18 protein-coding genes and 1 pseudogene are annotated in these 18,616 nt (G+C 49.1%); 15 read left to right on the top strand and 4 right to left on the bottom strand.

What is annotated here, in order from left to right; all coding sequences use genetic code 11:
* The 7 genes and pseudogenes from OGV75_RS06995 to OGV75_RS23540 form a co-directional block, all read left to right on the top strand.
* On the top strand, window positions 1-168 hold a 168-nt coding region (locus OGV75_RS06995; protein WP_286480484.1), incomplete at its 5' end, for a host cell division inhibitor Icd-like protein.
* Entirely contained in the window at window positions 161-460 is a 300-nt protein-coding gene (locus OGV75_RS07000; RefSeq protein WP_096879244.1) for a derepression protein, read from the top strand. The genes OGV75_RS06995 and OGV75_RS07000, both read left to right, overlap by 8 nt.
* Window positions 453-902, top strand: coding sequence for a hypothetical protein (locus tag OGV75_RS07005; protein ID WP_155107262.1), 450 nt, complete (start codon window positions 453-455; stop codon window positions 900-902). Before OGV75_RS07000 ends, OGV75_RS07005 begins: the two co-directional genes overlap by 8 nt.
* A 72-nt stretch (window positions 903-974) precedes the next feature.
* Window positions 975-1,235 carry a hypothetical protein gene (locus OGV75_RS07010; RefSeq protein WP_052160487.1) on the top strand — a complete coding sequence of 87 codons (261 nt, stop codon included), beginning with the start codon at window positions 975-977 and terminating at the stop codon, window positions 1,233-1,235.
* Complete coding sequence (locus OGV75_RS07015; RefSeq protein ID WP_016151192.1) at window positions 1,232-1,552, top strand: DUF5375 domain-containing protein; 321 nt, start codon at window positions 1,232-1,234, stop codon at window positions 1,550-1,552. The genes OGV75_RS07010 and OGV75_RS07015 overlap by 4 nt, the downstream gene beginning before the upstream one ends.
* 14 nt (window positions 1,553-1,566) lie before the next feature.
* On the top strand, window positions 1,567-3,900 hold the full coding sequence (locus tag OGV75_RS07020; protein WP_286480485.1) for a primase-helicase zinc-binding domain-containing protein: 2,334 nt from the start codon (window positions 1,567-1,569) through the stop codon (window positions 3,898-3,900).
* A 487-nt stretch (window positions 3,901-4,387) separates the two neighbouring features.
* Window positions 4,388-4,591 (top strand): annotated as a pseudogene (locus tag OGV75_RS23540) (DUF6680 family protein); the annotation flags it as partial.
* A 70-nt stretch (window positions 4,592-4,661) separates the two neighbouring features.
* Here OGV75_RS23540 and OGV75_RS07025 read toward each other — a convergent pair.
* Window positions 4,662-4,853 (bottom strand): toxin-antitoxin system HicB family antitoxin, encoded by a 192-nt coding sequence (locus tag OGV75_RS07025; RefSeq protein ID WP_003844491.1) that lies wholly within the window; start codon window positions 4,851-4,853, stop codon window positions 4,662-4,664.
* Between the two features lie 136 nt (window positions 4,854-4,989).
* On the opposite strand from OGV75_RS07025, the gene OGV75_RS07030 reads away from it, so the two are divergent.
* Window positions 4,990-5,280 carry a SymE family type I addiction module toxin gene (locus tag OGV75_RS07030; RefSeq protein WP_141895750.1) on the top strand — a complete coding sequence of 97 codons (291 nt, stop codon included), beginning with the start codon at window positions 4,990-4,992 and terminating at the stop codon, window positions 5,278-5,280.
* Window positions 5,281-5,415: 135 nt separating this feature from the next.
* Here OGV75_RS07030 and misL read toward each other — a convergent pair whose 3' ends face one another.
* Window positions 5,416-8,250: an intestinal colonization autotransporter adhesin MisL gene (misL, locus tag OGV75_RS07035; RefSeq protein WP_286480486.1), complete on the bottom strand. Its 2,835-nt coding sequence runs from the start codon at window positions 8,248-8,250 to the stop codon at window positions 5,416-5,418.
* 75 nt (window positions 8,251-8,325) lie between these two features.
* Window positions 8,326-8,943, bottom strand: coding sequence for a helix-turn-helix transcriptional regulator (locus OGV75_RS07040; RefSeq protein WP_046276006.1), 618 nt, complete (start codon window positions 8,941-8,943; stop codon window positions 8,326-8,328).
* 577 nt (window positions 8,944-9,520) lie between these two features.
* Here OGV75_RS07040 and OGV75_RS07045 point away from each other — a divergent pair.
* The 3 genes from OGV75_RS07045 (at window position 9,521) to OGV75_RS07055 (ending at window position 12,595) form a co-directional block, all read left to right on the top strand.
* A complete protein-coding gene (locus OGV75_RS07045) occupies window positions 9,521-10,294 on the top strand; it encodes a winged helix-turn-helix domain-containing protein (RefSeq protein WP_047358481.1) in 774 nt (257 codons plus the stop codon).
* Window positions 10,291-10,755, top strand: coding sequence for a hypothetical protein (locus OGV75_RS07050; protein ID WP_016155024.1), 465 nt, complete (start codon window positions 10,291-10,293; stop codon window positions 10,753-10,755). Before OGV75_RS07045 ends, OGV75_RS07050 begins: the two co-directional genes overlap by 4 nt.
* A gap of 343 nt (window positions 10,756-11,098) precedes the next feature.
* Complete coding sequence (locus tag OGV75_RS07055; protein WP_047415734.1) at window positions 11,099-12,595, top strand: C69 family dipeptidase; 1,497 nt, start codon at window positions 11,099-11,101, stop codon at window positions 12,593-12,595.
* A 62-nt stretch (window positions 12,596-12,657) separates the two neighbouring features.
* On the opposite strand, the gene OGV75_RS07060 is transcribed toward OGV75_RS07055, so the two are convergent.
* Entirely contained in the window at window positions 12,658-13,320 is a 663-nt protein-coding gene (locus OGV75_RS07060; RefSeq protein WP_016155026.1) for a LuxR C-terminal-related transcriptional regulator, read from the bottom strand.
* 481 nt (window positions 13,321-13,801) lie between these two features.
* Between OGV75_RS07060 and OGV75_RS07065 the strand changes: the two genes are divergently transcribed.
* From OGV75_RS07065 to OGV75_RS07080, 4 genes are read left to right on the top strand one after another with little or no spacing between them, the layout of a single operon-like run.
* Window positions 13,802-14,383: a fimbrial protein gene (locus tag OGV75_RS07065; RefSeq protein ID WP_046274747.1), complete on the top strand. Its 582-nt coding sequence runs from the start codon at window positions 13,802-13,804 to the stop codon at window positions 14,381-14,383.
* A gap of 54 nt (window positions 14,384-14,437) precedes the next feature.
* On the top strand, window positions 14,438-15,142 hold the full coding sequence (locus OGV75_RS07070) for a fimbrial biogenesis chaperone (RefSeq protein ID WP_046274748.1): 705 nt from the start codon (window positions 14,438-14,440) through the stop codon (window positions 15,140-15,142).
* 26 nt (window positions 15,143-15,168) lie between these two features.
* On the top strand, window positions 15,169-17,631 hold the full coding sequence (locus OGV75_RS07075; RefSeq protein ID WP_286480487.1) for a fimbria/pilus outer membrane usher protein: 2,463 nt from the start codon (window positions 15,169-15,171) through the stop codon (window positions 17,629-17,631).
* The gene (locus OGV75_RS07080) at window positions 17,622-18,569 is read left to right on the top strand and encodes a fimbrial protein (RefSeq protein WP_213239669.1); all 948 of its coding nucleotides are present in this window, start codon (window positions 17,622-17,624) and stop codon (window positions 18,567-18,569) included. Before OGV75_RS07075 ends, OGV75_RS07080 begins: the two co-directional genes overlap by 10 nt.
* The last annotated feature ends 47 nt before the right edge of the window (window positions 18,570-18,616 follow it).

Below are 18,616 nucleotides of genomic sequence, written 5' to 3' on the forward strand. Positions count from 1 at the left end.
CAGTTTGTCTTTGTGTTTGCCGCCGTCCGTCGCGCAGACCGTAAGCCCCGTATCTGTATGCTCCGCACCGTTGCCGGTGACGAACTGGCCGCCCGCCGCACCCTTGTCCGCGAATACGTGCTTTCCCTTGCCGCCCGTCTGCCGGTTGTGGAGGTGTCACATGCATAATAAAAACACCCCTCAGACCGTCTCAGCGCGTCGTGATGACCTCAACGCCATCAGTGAACACCTGAGCCTCGAATCATTCCATAAACTCAACCGTGCCTGTGAAACCCTGCAGTATTTCGGCAGTGATTTACGACGCCATGAAATCAACGGACTCAGCCAGCTTTATACCCCGCAAATCCTGAGTTATGTGCATGAGGACATCAGCCATGTGCTCGAAGAACTCAAGGCCAAAGGCCTGTGCCGTGACTTTCTCGCCACGACGTCGGGAAACGGAGGGGAGCACCATGTTTGATTTCCCTCAGCCGGGCGAAACATATCGCTGTACAGGATTTCCTGATGTGGTGGTGTCGGGCGTGCTGGCCGATGGTATTCCGTGGGAAATGCCGTACCGCTGTCCGGGGCTGGTCTGGAATCCGTACCGGCGCACCTACACCATCCTCATTCGTATAATTGCCGGTGGCCGTATGGCAGAAATTCCGCTCGGTCGTTTTTTGCGGGACTTTACCTGTGAGCATCCCGATGTATTTAAGCGCAACCCTGAAAACCGCCACGTCGTATTACGCGAAATAGCGGCTGACCCGGCATTACAGCAATACCGGGCGCGGAATATCGATAACTATCCTGACGATATTCCCCCGGTTAAACGCCCGGCGCCGGTGGCGCATAAATGGCGGAATAATTTCAGGCCGGAAACGGAAATAAAACCGGATAACAGCTACCGCCATTATCTGTAATTAAAAATGACACCCAAAAAATAAAATGTGCGTATCTGCGCAGGGATACGCACGTCCTCAGGAGACGAAATAATGCCTGTTAACAGTACGGAACGGCCGCAGAATATAAACCAGCCCACCATCAGCCGGGCAGACCTTGAATGTCTCGAACATCTTCGCAATGTCGGCCAGCTTGTCGGCGACCTGATGCAGGTGCAGGGCTGCACCTCTTTGCGCCACAATCCGGCGCAGCAGCTACAGCTCACCTCGGTGATTTACCTCATGACTGCCCGGCTCGACGGCGTGGTCGACCGCTGCAATCAGCGCTGGCTGACCGGGGAGGGCAGTGTATGAAAACCGCATTATCTCCCGTTCTGCGCGCTGCACTTTACCGCCGGGCGGTCGCCTGTGCCTGGCTGACCCTGTGCGAACGTCAGCACCGCTACCCGCAGCTCACGCTCAGTACGCTGGAAAGCGCCATTGCCGCCGAGCTGGAGGGCTTCTATCTGCGCCAGCATGGCGAGGAAAAAGGCCGCCAGATTGCCTGTGCGCTGCTCGAAGATTTAATGGAAGCCGGACCATTGAAAGCCGCGCCGTCGCTGTCCTTTCTCGGGCTGGCCGTGATGGATGAACTCTGCGCCCGTCATATCACCGCACCGGCACTGCACTGAGGGAGAAAGTAACGATGAAAATGAACGTAACGGACACCGTAAAACAGGCGTGCGGCCACTGGCCGCGCATTCTCCCTGCGCTGGGTGTGAAGGTGATTAAAAACCACCATCAGGCCTGTCCGGTGTGTGGCGGCTCCGACCGCTTTCGCTTTGACGATAAAGAGGGGCGCGGGACGTGGTTCTGTAACCAGTGCGGCGCGGGGGACGGCCTGAAACTGGTTGAGAAAGTGTTCGGCGTGACCCCGTCAGAGGCGGCCGGGAAGGTGAACGCCGTCACCGGCAACCTGCCGCCGGTTTCCCCGGCGGTGACTGTGGCCGCAGACGCTGAAACTGAGGCCGACCGCAAAGCCGCCGCCGCGCTGGCCGTAAAACTGATGGAGAAAGCCCGCCCGGCCACCGGCAATGCCTACCTCACCCGCAAGGGCTTCCCCGACCGGGAATGTCTGACGCTCACCACCCTGCATAAAACCGGCGGTGTGACGTACCGCGCCGGGGATGTGGTTGTCCCGCTTTATGACGATAGCGGCGCACTGGTTAACGTCCAGCTCATTAACGCTGACGGTCTCAAGCGCACCCTGAAAGGGGGGCAGGTGAAAGGGGCATGTCATATTCTCGACGGGAAAAAAGAGGCGGGAAAACGGCTGTGGATAGCGGAGGGCTATGCGACCGCGCTCACCGTGCATCACCTGACCGGGGAAACCGTCATGGTGGCGCTGTCGTCGGTGAACCTCCTTTCTCTGGCGAGCCTTGCCCGTCACAAATATCCTGCCTGCCGGATTGTGCTGGCCGCCGACCGTGACCTCAGCGGCGACGGCCAGATAAAAGCCGCTGCGGCCGCAGAAGCCTGTGAGGGCGTGGTCGCCCTGCCGCCGGTGTTCGGTGACTGGAATGATGCGTATACACAGCACGGCGGGGAGGCCACGCGTAAAGCCATGTATGACGCCATCCGGCCACCGGCTGACAGCCCTTTCTCTACCATGAGCGAGGCGGAATTTACCGCCATGAGCACCAGTGAGAAAGCGATGCGGGTGCATGAGCATTACGGCGAAGCGCTGGCCGTGGATGCGAACGGCCAGCTCCTGTCCCGCTATGAGGCCGGTATATGGAAAATCATTCCGCCGTCGGACTTTGCACGCGACGTGGCCGGGCTGTTCCAGCGCCTGCGCGCCCCGTTCTCATCGGGGAAAATTGCCTCGGTGGTGGACACCCTGAAACTGATTATTCCGCAGCAGGACGCCCCGCCACGGCGGCTGATTGGTTTTCGCAACGGCGTGCTCGATACCAAAAGCGGTATATTCAGCCCGCACAGCAAAACGCACTGGCTGCGCACCCTGTGCGATGTGGATTTCACCCCACCGGTGGAGGGGGAAACGCTGGAGACGCACGCGCCGAATTTCTGGCGCTGGCTCGACCGCGCCGCCGGTTCGCGTGCCGATAAACGGGATGTGATACTCGCCGCGCTGTTTATGGTGCTGGCGAACCGTTACGACTGGCAGCTCTTCCTCGAAGTGACCGGTCCGGGCGGCAGCGGGAAAAGTATTCTGGCCGAAATTGCGACGATGCTCGCCGGGGAAGATAACGCCACGTCGGCGACTATCGAGACGCTGGAATCCCCCCGCGAGCGCGCGGCGCTGATTGGTTTCTCGCTGATACGTCTGCCTGACCAGGAGAAATGGAGCGGTGACGGGGCAGGACTCAAGGCCATCACCGGCGGGGATGCGGTCTCCGTCGACCCGAAATACCGCGATGCGTACTCCACCCATATTCCGGCGGTGATACTGGCCGTAAACAACAACCCGATGCGCTTCACCGACCGCAGCGGCGGGGTGTCGCGTCGCCGGGTGATAATGCACTTCCCGGAACAAATAGCCCCGGAAGAGCGTGACCCGACGCTGAAAGATAAAATTGCCCGTGAACTGGCCGTCATCGTGCGCCAGCTCATGCAGACGTTCAGCGACCCGATGACCGCACGTACATTACTCCAGTCGCAGCAGAACTCCGACGAGGCGCTCAGCATCAAGCGCGACGCCGACCCGACATTCGATTTTTGTGGCTATCTGGAGGCGCTGCCGGAGCCTGACGGTATGTATATGGGGAATGCGAATATCATCCCGCGACAGCCGCGTCTGTACCTGTATCACGCCTATCTGGTGTACATGGAGGCACACGGCTACAAGAACACACTCAGCCTGACCATGTTCGGCAAAGGGCTGTCATCGATGCTGAAAGAGTACGGGCTGAATTACGCCAGGCGGCGAACGAATCAGGGGATGCAGACGAATCTTGCGCTCAGGGAGGAAAGCAACGCCGACTGGCTACCCCGGTGTGATGAAACCACCGCGACATAACCTACCCGGACCGGCATCAGCCGGTCTTTTTTTACCTGAAATCCCGGAAAGTGAACAGTAAAGTGTTCACTGTTCACGGACTGTTCACTGTATATCGCATTGAAAATAAACACAAATAATGGCGAGTGAACAGTGTGAACAGTTTTCCGTAAAAAAAGTTTTTTTCGTAGTTTGAGCTTGTGCGAAAAATGAGCACATCCGCTCATGTGTATAGCGATGTGTATATTATTGATGTGTTATATATTTTTAAATCAATAAAAACATTACGTTACGCGTGTTTTTTGACTCCTGTGATCTTCCGCCAAAATGCTCATATCATCCTCAAAGATTTTATTTCGTCTCAATTGTCATAACCTTCAGAATTAAGGAAAAGACAATAAATTTAGCACTAACTGTCGCTACTGTTTTGCTACGCTTTTAAGTCCTTTGCTCGCAGTCCGAGTACAAAAACTTATCGAAAAACACTCCTTTATGCACACACTTTCCAGAAAGTGAGAGTGGTAACACGATATGGGATCAGACTAGCCATAGACTTTTTGCGAATTTACTTTCTGTTATGGCTAAAGATATAGGCTACGATTTTGATCGAGTTCATTTGCAGAATACTATTTATATAGCTGTTGCTCACGGGCAAATAAATTTAGATAATCTAAAAATTCGCAAAGGGATGGCTTCAATTTTCTCTGGTTAAACAGCATTGAAAATGGATGTAGTTTCTTTTCCCGAATCCTCTGACGCTTAAAATTCTTAATAGAATTAACCTACATTTCTGGTTCAATACCTAATTTACGTAATTCATTTCTCCCCAAGGTTTTGAGCCAATTCCCCAAACTCATCCCCTCTGCTTTTGCGGCAGCCTCAAATTGCGCCTTTAACTCCGGAGTGATACGAATCTGGAAAGTCGGTGCTTTTCCAGATTTGGACTGATTTGGGTCGCGTTTAGCCGTTGACATATACGTACCTACAAGCGCAAGATATCACCAATCAGGTACGTACCTTTATATCTGACGACCTGACTCATAAACGCTCTCGCCCGGTATTCGCAGTACCCGACGAGAGCTAACCTCACCAACTATCAAGGAGTTGATTATGGCTGATTCGCATTCTACCCCAGACACCGACCAATCCGGAACCGAGCATTCGGTAATTGTGGGATATCGCCCGAATGTTTTCGACAAATCCACACCCAAAATTATTCTTTCCGGCAAGTGGCTACGCGAAGCGGGGTTTGATACCGGGCAACAGATTACCGTAAAAGTGATGAATGGCTGTATCGTCCTGATGGTCTATGGCGAGCAGGAACAACGGCTGCAGGATGAGCTGCAAGAAGCAAATCAGAAGTTAAAAAGAATTGAGAGCACGCTGGCGACTCTCCAGTAACGTATAACTGAACCTGTAAGCGTTAATTACAGGTTTACCAGGTGCCGGATGGCGCTAACGCTTATCCGGCCTCCCCCCACAAAAAATAAAGCCGCCGATCGGTTAATCAGCGGCTTTTTGTCACCTGCAGTTACGTCAGAAGTTATATTTCACGCCCAGCATACCGCGGGTATCGCTGTAGCCTTTGTCACCAACCTGTTGGGCCACGTTGCTCCACACGTTGAGGCGCGGAGTGATTTGACCTTCAACACCGACTTTCAGCTCGCCAATGTTCTTGGTGCCACGCATGTCGTTGCTCACATCATCCATCTTCACGCGAGTCGTCTGCGTGTTGTGGATCCAGTTGGCTTCAACAAACGGCTGGAACTCACGAGATTTACCGTCGTCGATGGCGTTGTGACCGTTAATAAAGGCTTTTACCCCCAGACGGGTCATCAGGTTGCCATCGGTGTTGTCCTTCACGCGGGTGCCGTTCGCTTCGCGGTGGCTGTCGGCCTGCACGTCCATCCACACCACCTGAGCTTTCGGTTGCAGCCAATAGCTGTTGCGCTCGTTTTCACCCAGTTTGAAGCTGTAACCGGCTTCAACAGAAGCGGTGATCCCGCTGGATTTATATTTCTCCATCGCCTGCTCCTGACCCATCACCTTGTTATCAAACCAGTTGTACAGCATCCAGGTGTCTACATAAGTGCCGGTCTTGTCAGCGTCATTGGCATACCAGGTGCCGTACAGTCCCACGCTGTAACCAGTGACCTGACCACGTGAATGGTAGCCGGTCAGACTGGACTGCGTACGGTTCTGGCTGTTGGCATAACCAGCCATCGCGCCGAGGTGCCAGCGGTCGAGGCCGTCGCTGCTCCACTGCGCCAGGTCACCGCCTAACTGCAGGACATAGCTGTTGCTTTGGGTTTTCAACTGTCCGCTACCGTCTTTGAAGCGGGTATGTGCCCCGACGTTACGCATCCACAGACTGGTGACTTTTTTCTCGCCCGTCAGCATATCGACGTACTGCGTTTCCCCCAGACGATCGTGGAGTCGGGTCATGAACAGCGTGTTAGCAGCGTAGTTGTTCGCCAGATAACTGCCTGCTTCCGGGCGGTACTGCTGCTCAGTGACAGGGGGCTCAACAGGTTCTTCCGGCTCAGGGATAATCGGGTCGACAGGATCGACCGGGTCCGGGTCAACAGGACCTGGGTCAATAGGGTCAACCGGGTCCGGGTCAACGGGATCTGGGTCAATAGGGTCAACCGGGTCCGGATCGACAGGGTCCGGCTCTTCCGGATCCGGCGGAGCAGGAATAAAGCTGGTCAGATACCAGTTGCTGCCCTTTTGCACCACGTTATAGTCGTACGCACCGGCAACAATACGGCCCGCTTTCTCAAAAGTACCGTCAGAATTACCGGCCACTTCGATGATCTCAATTCCCTCAACGGTTTGCGCCCCGGTTCCGCCAATATTGTTCACCGCCACAAACGCGTTACCCGCGGTGTTGCCGAGCACTTTCAGCTTGTCGGTTTCGGAGGCATCGTCATTCAGGACGGTATTGAAAACGAGTTTTCCGCCGTTGCCGGTAAAATCTTCATTGATAGTAAGCGTCTGCCACGGTTCGCCGTCAGCATGCCCAAAGTTCACCACTGACCCGCCGTTCAGCGTCAGGTCAGTGAGCGTTGAGCTGTTGGTCATGTTCCAGGTCGCATCGCTCATTTGCAGCGAGATAACCCCCGTCCCGGCAGTGGCGCTGGTGACGTATGACGCCCCACTCCACAACGAGTTGTCAGTCATATTGAGTTTGATGGTACTGTTTTGCTGCGGCTGGGTGTTGTTTGCGGCAGTAGCACCGGCGGCGTGAAGATCGCCGTCGATAAGGAAACGCCCGCCAGCAGAACCGTCGACGATGCCGCCCGTTTCTGTACTGATGGCATAGCTTTCATTGCTGTGATTGCCCGCCATAGCAATAGTAGCGCCGCCACCGAGATTTACCGTGCCGCGTGAAATCGCATACAGGCCGCGTGGGGCCTTGCTGAATGAGTAAACTTTATCGATGCTGTTAACACGAATCGTCGCATTATCACCCAGATTCACCGTCGCATTATAGGAATAGACCGCATGGGCGCTGGCTCCGCTCACCGAAATAGTGGCGTTATTGCCCAGTTCCGTTTTGGAAGATGAGGCGGCGTAGACCCCTATTGAGGAAGTGCCCGATGTCTCGATGGTGGCGTCATTGCCAAGGCGGATTGAGGACCCACTCTGTCCGGAGCGGATTCCCTCTGAGCTGTTACCGGTAGTCACAATGTGGGCACGATCGCCGACAATAATCGTATTTTTGGCAAGCGTTGCGTCTCTAAACGCGTTGGCGGTGATGCCACGTCCCTGGTTACCGGTGGTTTGAATATACAGATCGTCGCCGACGTAGATGTTTGCTGAGCCTATCCCACCCTGACCGATGGCGTTGTATCCGGCGTTAATACCATCACCATCCTGGCCGTCCACATAAATACTGGTGCGATCCCCGGTGATAATAAAGACTGGATTATCCGGCGTATTAGCCCCGTGCGTGCGGATACCGTCAACATCTTTACCATTATTAGCGGCATTCTTTGACTGTGTGCGAATTGTAAGGTCGTCACCGAAAATAACGCCCGGGCTACCCGTCGCGCTGTTCTGAATAACGGTAATGGTGTGTTCGAAGGCTTCTCCTCCTGGCCCATTCAGCGTTAATCCATGACCATAAACGGGAATGGTACCGGCACTCCACTGATAAACATAATTCGGCGTTTCGCTGTTTTTTTTGAAACTGTCATTCGTCTGTGCAGGAAATAAAGCCTGCAACTCCGGCGAAAGACTGCTCACCAATCCACTGGCAGGAAGACTATCAATATCAATCCAGGCCGCGTGGGTTGAAAATACCATTGACGTTAACGCGGTTGATACCGCTATCGCAATGCGTGAGTAATGCTTAGGTTTTTTCATAATAGCCTCCTGCTTTCGGGCGTAGGGCGTCCACCACATCGCAAAGATGTGAAAATAGTAAAAATCAAAAATGCGTTATAAAATATTCGACAGTATTTGATGAATGCTATGGCCTAATTTATCTTCAAGCCTGAGCTTGTAGACATATATTTTCTTAATATCTATATTATCTATTTTGGTAATTTGCTGAATACTTTTCCCTGACACAAACCGCTTCAGTAATATCATTTCTGTATAGTTGAGTGAGCGTCCGCGTTTACTGTTCGCAAGGTGGCCGGTAAATAATCGGCGAATTTTCTGATGCTGAACTTCATCATCATCATCGGAATATATAATCCCTTGTATTTTATTGCTTTTCGACAGCCAGTAGTTGGCTAACGGCGCGAGATTCCTGTCCGCTATCAACACAATATACATACCGCTGTAGGCCAGCCGGTCAACCCATTGCGGATCGGCGAACAGGCGCAGGTTTGGGAAGGAAAAGTCCACAAAAATAAACCCACGCGACAAATGATTTTGATTATTAAGGAGAAGTTTTTCAATAATTCCTTTTTGCAGAAAACTATTTCCCTCTGGCCAGATCGCAAAAGTGGCTCGGTGACAGTAGCTGGCGCGTACCACAGTATCCGGAAATAATTGACAGGATAATTCACAGCTTATGCAACGAACACTCTGTGATGGTGATCTCTTCATCAAAAATGACTCCTGTTATTTTTCCATAAATATTTCATTGGTAAATAAATGTGTCAATCCGACACGTGTGACATTCCTTGTCAGTTAATAACAGTGACACCTAAAAAATGTAATAAACTCCTGATATGTTATTATGTATAGGCTATAAGTAATGCGATTGCGCTAAGCTTTTTTCTGCTTTATCTCAGAATAACAGTCTGGGTATTAGGAATTTTATGCATAAATCCAAATCCCAGAATAAAAATTAAAAAAGCACTATTTGCTAAAAATTAACCAATGAAAGGGGCTCTTATTAATTACACAATCCTGATAACTCAATCCCCCTTGAAGTGCTGTTGATAAATATAATGAGAATTCAGATAAAACTGTAATGAATTCTCATTATTTAACATTAGTTAATACTCACCTAAGAATTTACACACGTAACACGTTGTATTTAAAGTATTTTTAATCCTTAAGTGAAATTCTTATCTTCGATCACGTACAAAGAGTGAGGCATATTCACGATTTGGATGTAAAATTTAAGGTATGTGTAGGCACACGCGGTGATACGTTATAGTTACTGAGGGCTGGGCAATTGTACCTTATCAATCAGTTGGTCGAATTTAATCCTGACAGCAAAAGTCTGGTCAATCGTCAGACCGGGCGCGCAATACAACTTCAGCTCCCAGCTTCGCTTTGCTTTCTCTATTTAATTACTCACGCAAGTGACATTGTTTCGCAGAACACATTGATAAAAGTGGGTTGGGGTGAGAGAAATAATGTGACCACAACCAACACATTTTACCAGGCTATTCTGACGCTACGTAACGCGCTGGCGGATGTGGGTCTGCCACGTGATACGGTGAAAACTATTTCACGACGCGGACTCAGATTAAATGGAAATACGCAGGTAGAGGCGATAACGCATCTTCAGAGTGAAGTTTTCCAGTCACCGCTAATAGAGGAATACGCGCCCCCAAAGATAATTCCTCCCGCGGCACAACAAACGACGCGGGTCCCCTGGTGGAATATTATATTTAGCGCTGGCATCGTTATTGCCACTTTGATTATCTGGCTGGTGTGGTATCAGACACGTCCTGTTATGCCGTTTAGTAAATTCATTTCTGTTTCTATGCAGGTCCCATCTCGGCAAAACTGTAAAATTTATTACTCACTGAATGATCACGATCAGGAAAATTATTTCAATCTGATGCAACTGCACCCTTCTCTCTGTGAAAACAACAAGCATGTTTTCCTTTCTGGCTACCGTAAAGCGGAGAGGATCGTGGCATTTGTTTGTGATAAAGATGCACGGGTAGATGCGTACGCGTTTTGTACTACCCATTATTACTGGATGCGCGGGCAATGAAAAAAATACACCACCTTATTTTAATCGTAATCGGCGTGGCGACATTGCTCGGCTCAGGCGGATGGCTATGGCATTCACGCTATGCCGAAAAGCAGCTAAATTGCGTTGGAAATGTCGAATGGAATATTGGCAGCAACCGCTTTGCAGGTACGGTTTCATTTCGGATGTACAAAGATGCAGGGCTAGCGACCATTACCGGAAAACTGTACGGACGTAATACCTCAGACATTAGCAGGAACATCTATTTCAGTTATACCCGGCAGCACGAAGCCCGAGTGCTACAGGCAATGCAGGTGGTCAAAACCTTCGCTGATAGCGCCGATGAAGCTGATATTAACAACACATTACCCGGATTTTACCGTCAAAGCGGACGAAACCTGAGCCTGGTTATGGAGGAGTATAAGGGCGCATGGATTTTTGCCAGCTCAAATGTCCCCTCGCTGTATTGCCGCAAAAGGTAACGTCATATCCGGATACAAAAAGCACGCCCCCTTCAATAGAATTCATATTTGCCATCATCGACTTACGCGACATGGGTCACTGAATCCACTCATATCCCATTGCTATTCTTCATCCCGAATCAGGAAACATCCTGAATACCACGATATCCATTGCGCAATAATTAAGCGAAATGGGCGTTTTATTTTGCCCAGAAGACTTCAACCTACGGATGGATATTTGGAGAAGACGTGGACAGGGGCGTTTATCTCTCTCGCGAGCAATGTCTGAGCGTTCAGGCGTTATCGCATTTCAGGAAACGGTGTGTTTCCGGTGTATTTTTGGCGTACATATGAGGGATACGTAATGTTTACTTTTAAAAAGTGCCTGATTGCACTTTCTATAAATTTGGCCGTTGTTTCATCAGGTTTTGCTTGTACGACCCTATTGGTCGGTAATGAAGCATCAGCGGACGGCTCCATGCTGGTAGCCCGTAGCGCTGACAGCGATGCCCTGAAAGCGCAGCATTTTGTCATTCATCCGGCCAAGCAGAATCAGACCGGGATATACAGCACCAAAGCACATAATGGCGCGAATGACTTTACCTGGCCGCTACCCAAAAACTCTCTGCGTTATACCACCGTTCCAAACTGGAAAACCCAACTGCACGGCGCGACCGGATTTAACGAATTGGGCGTTGGCGTGAGCGGTACAGAATCTATTTTTGCCTCAGCAAAAGCGCTGGCTGCCGACCCCTACGTTGAAGATAAAGGGATCACCGAAGATGATATCCCGGATATTCTGTTGTCCCAGAGCAAAACCGCGCGTGAAGCCGTGGCGTTACTGGGTCATATCGTTGAGACCGCCGGCGCTGGGGAAGGTTTTGGCGTGGCCGTCGTCGACGATAACGAAATCTGGTACCTGGAAACCGGCAGCGGTCACCAGTGGATGGCGCAGCGCCTGCCGAATAACCAGTATTTTGCCACCGGTAATCAGGGCCGCTTACAGGATTACGACCCTAAAAACCCAGACATGATGGCGTCAAAAAACCTGATTCAATTTGCGACCGAAAAAGGTCTGTACGAACCGGCAAAAGATGGCAAATTCAACTTCTCCAAAGCCTATACCCGTGATGATGAGCGTGACCGCACGTATAACGATCCTCGCGTATGGACCATCCAGAAAGAGTTCAATCCTTCCGTAAATCAGGATATGGCCAAAGGGCGCGAATTCCCGGTGTTCATGACGCCAGAGAAGAAGATGACGCTGGATGATGTGAAGGCCGTGCTGCGTAACCATTACGAAGGCACCAGCCATGACCCGTACACCAACGGTCTGAACGGCAAAGAGCCATGGCGTCCGGTTAGCGTCTTCCGCACCTATGAAGCGCACGTGATGCAGGTCCGTCCGTGGTTGCCAAAAGAGATTGGTGAAACGACCTACATTGGTCTGGGTATGGCCGACCTCACCGCGTTTGTTCCGTACTACAGCGGCCTGAAAGCGTATCCGGCAAACTATACGATGGGTACCGATAAAGCGGACGATCAGTCCATTTACTGGAAATACCGTAAGTTACAGACGCTGACGATGACCGATTATCCGAAGCTCGCGCCAATCGTCAAAAAAGCCTACAAAGCATGGGAAGATAAAGTGGCGAAGGAGCAAAAAGAGGTCGAAGCAAAATATCTGAAGATGGCGAAAACCGATAAACCTGCCGCAGATAAGATGCTGAATGACTTCAACTTGCGCATCATGGCCGATGCCGAGAAGCTGACGGAAGATCTGACTAATCAGCTCTTTACCATCCGCACTAAGGACATTCAGTCTGATATCTTCTTTGCAAACGCTGCGAAAAAAGACTGAGTAACGACACGATGACATGCTGGCGCAAAGTAAGCTTCAAAACTTTGCGCCAGTAGTACGGCTTACATTTCCTTCCGCGGCAGTTGATCGAGAGCCAGACTTCTTAGATGCAAGTTGGCCCAGCAGGCTGCCTGTGTTCGGTTATTCACTGATATCTTTTTAAATATATTATAAATATGCGTTCTCACTGTATTTTCACTAATAAAAAATGCGTTAGCAATTTCTACATTAGACGCACCTTTCGACAACTCGGTCAAAATTTCATATTCTCTTTCGGTTAAAACGCCGTAGTTATTATCTGATGGCGTGAGGTTTACATACTCTGGCAGCGGTGACAGTGAGCGTGGTGGACGGGAGGTTTTTAGCCCCTCTTTAAGGAGTTCTAACAAATATTCTGTAGAGCAATTATTTGGTACGATCGACTCAAAATTTGGCCATAGCATGCTCTCATAGAGTGGGAGCGACCGCAGGCAGTTAATAATATAAACGCGCAAACTATATGCGCTGTCATTGAGTAATTTTGACCAGACATTTTTTAATTTACGGCTTGATGCCTGTATATCATAGAGGATGATACTTCCCTCAACGATAAATGACATGTCTGGTCTGCTAATGTTAACAAAATCAACCAAGATATCGTTTTGCTTATTGAGATAATCCAGCAAGAGTTGCGTCTGTATTGATTGATTGCTAATGAGTATTATCTTACTGTCCATGTTAAGCATATGTAGCCTTCATTCAAATGATGATTGACAATATTCCTTATCGTTATTGCATGCCAAGCCAATAACAAGTCACTACTTAAGATTAAAGATAATCTGATTGAATTATAAGAATTTAGCTAATTGTGCAATTCGATCATTCGCTTTTTCCGAGTGCAGGATTCGATTTTTCTTTATAGCATTTAAAGAAGTATCACAATACAAACATAACATATTGTATTCCAAGTATTTTTATTTAACCTTTGAGTAGAGGACTATCTTAATCACAATCTGCTTATAGATAATAATAATTCATTAATACTCATAGTTAATGATCATTCTTAATATTATAGGATGAGTGAAATACGTCCAATCTACGATGTACAACAATAATTTATCTAACATAATTGATAGCGGGCGACAGCCTTACAGGGCGCAAGAAAAAAGGAGCCCAGACAATGTTACTGATAATAGGGACGATCTATCTCTAAATGAGGAGCGCATTATGAGTAAACTATCCATTATAAGTTTAATTAGCTGTGCCATCGCAATTCCTTCCGCTATGGCAGATTTTGGACATGGCCCCAACAGGGATCAAAAAGGCGTTGTTAATTTTTCCGGTCATGTTTATTCCAATTCGTGCATAATTGAAGCCGGTGATAAAGATAAACAGGTAAAATTAAACCCAGTTCTCAATACATTAGTTAGCAAATTACATGCAACGCAACTCCAGCAATTCAGTATTAAAGTGAAGGGTTGTTATATTAATGAAAAAATAGTTCCCAAATTAGCCTGGAATGTTAATTCCCCTCTAACTCACGATGGATATCTCAAAAATACGACAAGGGGTGGAGCCCAAAACGTAGCGCTAGTCCTTAAGGATAATCGTGAAAAAAATATTAACCTGAGGAATAAGAATGACCGATTTGAACCTGAGAAAGATTATCTCCTACATGGCAATGATAGCCCGACTTTAACTTATAAATTCAGCGTAGGTTACATTATACCACGTGAAAATAGTGGTTCATCATATGTTCAACCGGGACCGGTAAGCGCTCAGGCAAACTATAGCATTACTTATCTCTAAATACACAATGCTATAGCTGCCTTGCGCTATAGCATTTATTTTAATAGAGGCTTCATGAAAATTTTCATTTATTTATTAGCTCTATTTGCTCTCTCTACCGCACATGCAAATAATATCATTGTCAATGGCACCCGATTTATTTACTCTGAAGATTCCGCAGAGATCACGATACAAATGACGAATACGGGAAACTATCCATCGTTGGCCCAGGTATGGTTGGATGAGGGAAATCCAGAAAAGTTACCGGAAGAAATTTCCACTCCATTTATTATTTCTCCACCCATTGCCCGCGTTGACGCAGGCAATGGGCAATCACTCAGAATAAAAAAAGCCGTTGATAAAAATATTGTCGCCACCGACCGTGAGTCTATGTGGTGGCTTAACATACTGGATATTCCTTCCGTGGATAAGAATAGCGTCACGGACAATTCAGCTGTGCTCAATTTAGCCATTCGCTCACGCTTTAAGTTTTTCTGGCGACCCAGTGGGTTAGGTGACCGTCAAAACGCGGAAAATAAGGTAAAAATTATTGCTGACCAACGTGACATAACGCTGGTAAACCCCACCCCCTTCTTCATCACGGTTGCGGATATTGTGACGTCTTCAGGCCATGGACTCATAAACGAAGGGGTCATGATCGCCCCGAAAAGCAGAACGACTATCAATGCAAAACAACAAGTCAGCCAGGGGGAATCGGTTGTTTTACAAGCAATCAGCGATTACGGCGGAGTTGTGGAACACAAAACAACCATTAATTAATAAAAAGGGATAAAAAGGAATTAGTAATGGGTTTATGTAAAAGGATCCTCACCATACCCTGTTTCATTATTTTTCATGGTTCATTATTTTCCGTTGGAGCTCACGCAGAAGACAGCACTCGCTACGAGTTCGATAATGCCATCTTAATGGGCAATGCTTCACTTAACGATTTGAAATCCTTTAATGCCGCAGGCTTATTGCCTGGGACATATATCGTAGATATTTATATTAATGATAACTGGCGTGGACGTCGTGAACTCTTATTCAAAAAAGATAATCACGGCGATTTAGTTAGCTGTTATTCAGAAGCATTTCTCAAAGGCGTGGGCATTAACCCAGAAAAAATGAATCAAACGCTGGCAGCTCACCCTTCACGCTGCGGCAGCATTGCCGATTGGGACACCAGCGGGAAAGCAACGGAGAGACTCAACACCAGCCAGCTTGAGCTGCGCATCACCATCCCGCAGGCTTATGTTGATAATATCGAAAACAATTATGTCCAACCTGAACTCTGGCAACCAGGGGCGCCGGCGATTAATTTCAGCTATAACGCCGATTACTACAGCACCCAGCAACGTGGTAACGATCGTTCAAGTACGGACAGCGCCTGGGTGGGAATGGATATCCGAAGCTCTGCTGGAGGGTGGCTAATTGAACATTTTGGTAGCCAAAATTGGGACAGCAAAACAGGTAGCCATTACGCCAATAATCGCACGACGCTAAAACGGCCCATCACTCGTTGGAAATCCATGTTAAGCGCTGGCAAGTTCTATACTGACAGCCAGATGTTCGACAGTATGGCTATTCTCGGAGTGGGATTGGCTTCTGAGGATTTAATGCGCCCGGATAGCACGCTGAACTGGGCGCCGATTATTCGCGGCGTAGCTGAGACCAACGCCCGCATCACCGTCACCCAGGATGGTCAAACCATTCATCAGTCCTCGGTTCCGGCTGGGTCATTCTCGATTGATTCCGTGTTGCCCGCGAATACTGGCGGCGAGTTGCTGGTCACGATTCAGGAATCAGACGGGCGTATCCGCCGCTTTACCGTTCCATACTCTTCGGTACCACAGCTACTAAAACCCGGCATTTCGCGCTATGGCATCACTCTCGGGACCGTCGATGAAGATAATTATGATGAAGATCCGTTTTTAGCCCAGGCCTACTGGCAGTATGGCCTGAACAACTATTTAACGTTGTATACCGGGGCCTCTGGATTCGAGCGCTATCAGTCAGCCCTCATCGGTAGCGGTCTGAACACCCAGCTCGGCGCATTCGCCCTTGATATCACCCAATCGCGCCTAAAGCTTGAGGACAATCGTCAACAAGGACAACAGTATCGTCTGACATGGAATAGCACCCTACCCTGGTCGGCAACCGCGCTCTGGCTGGAAGCAAAATACAGTTCACATCACTTTTACGGTCAACGCGATGCGCTGGATGCCCTGGATGCACAGGCATTCGTCAGCCAATATTTCTCGTCACGCGAGAAGCAGTCGTTTAGCGCCAGTATTAATCAGCCGTTATCCGATACCTGGGGTTCATTCTATTTATCCGGCTCTCTTAAGAAGTTCTGGGATCAGCAGGATAATTATCGCCAGTATGCCGTGGGATACACCAATGCCTGGGGCAACCTGACCTGGAGTATATCCGCCCAGCGTTTCTGGAATGAGGATCAACAGGGTTCGGTCACCAAAGATGACCAAATCATGCTCTCATTCAGCTATTTCCTGCCCCGGGATAACGCCGGTTTTACGCAGATCTCCTCTGATAGCTACAGCAATAACGGCAAAGCCAGCAATACACGCCTCGGCTTCACGACCTCGACTGATGAGGAAAACAATATCGTTTGGGGGGTCAATACCGGCTATCTCCGCGGCGGTAGTGTGGAATGGGGAGCAAACGGCATGGTGCGTACGCCTTATACCTCGCTGAACGGGACGTGGAGTCAGAGTAACTCATGGCACCAGGTAAGCGGTGGAATGAGTGGCATGCTGGTTGGGCACGCGGGGGGAATAACCTTCTCGCCAGAGCGCTCAGATACCGTCGCGCTGGTCTATGCGCCTGATGCGCATGGCGCTCATCTTGAAGGCGTACCTGGAACCCGCTTCGATAAAAATGGCTACGCCATTCTGCCCTGGCTTCGTCCGTGGCGCGTGAATGACGTTACTATCGATCCAAAAGGTTCAACTGAAGGTCTGAACTTTACTAAAACCCAGGCCAAGATTGCGCCTTACGAAGGTAATGTCATTCCAGTCACCTTTGAAACGACGCTCAGAAAACAGAACATTATTTATCCCCGCCTGCAGGGTCAGCAGAGAATGCCATTCGGTGCCATCATCCGCGACAATGCCAATAATCATGTCGGCTACGTCGGACAAGGCGGTGCGCTTTATATTGATGAAACCACCTCACCAGAAGTGTTCGTTTCACTGGAAACAGGGAAATGCACGATCGTGTTAAAAAACCAGGAGGCCACATGTCGGTAATACGTACCGCTTTAATTCTGGGCTGTGCCTTGGGCATTCATCAGACAGCCAGTGCTGCATGTACCCTGACCACACAAAAGTTTATTTTGTCGCCGGAAATCGTTAACGATAAGCAATCAATCCAGTCAGGGGGAGTTATTCAGACGCGCACGCTTTCGCTACAGAATATTCAGGCGTCAGGCTGTACTGACAACCAGCCTTTTTCCGCACAGATTATTGGCGATCGGTCCGCAATGAAACAACCCGGTATTATACGCAGCAATGTGAGTGGAATTGGCATTAAAGTCACTCTGGAAACCTCAACCGGACAAACGATCCAGTGGCCATCAACTTTCAGAGCGACGGCAGATGAATTCAGGAACAGCAAAATAAAGATTGAGCTGATCAAACTGGATGATCAGCTTGCGGCAGGAGCCGCTGCGGGTTCCATCAACCTGCAAATCAGAAGTGAGGCTCAATCATTGCCCGTGGTGGATATCATTGTGCCGGCAAAATATATCACGATGCTCAACCGGTCATGCGCAATCAAAGGTAACCGCTCGATCAACGTCAAACTGCCCGATATAGCACTTGAGCAATTCAGAGGCTATGGAAGCACTGCGGGAAGAAAACCATTTACTATCGACCTTCTCTGTAAAAGTGATTTTACCACGCCTTCCCGGGTTATTCTAAGCTGGAGCGACACAGAGAATGGTCACCAAAGTATTATCGGTGTACTAAAGAATATCCACCTCAAAGGCGCTGCTGGCATCGGCATTCAGGTGTTAGATCAACAACAACAGCCTGTTAAATTCAATACACCTTCATATGTCTATTTAGCGCCTCAAGATAAAGGTAATCATTCCATCCCGTTTTATGCTCAGTATTTTCAAACAGCTAACAATGTCAGTCCCGGCATTATACGTTCAGTTTTGTATTTCAATGCTGAGTACCAATAATTAATCCTAATTTAGGCGTACTGCGAGGTCTTTGCTCCACGCAAGTG

It is taken from the genome of Citrobacter sp. Cb028, assembly GCF_030336705.1.
GTDB classification, from domain to species: domain Bacteria; phylum Pseudomonadota; class Gammaproteobacteria; order Enterobacterales; family Enterobacteriaceae; genus Citrobacter; species Citrobacter braakii.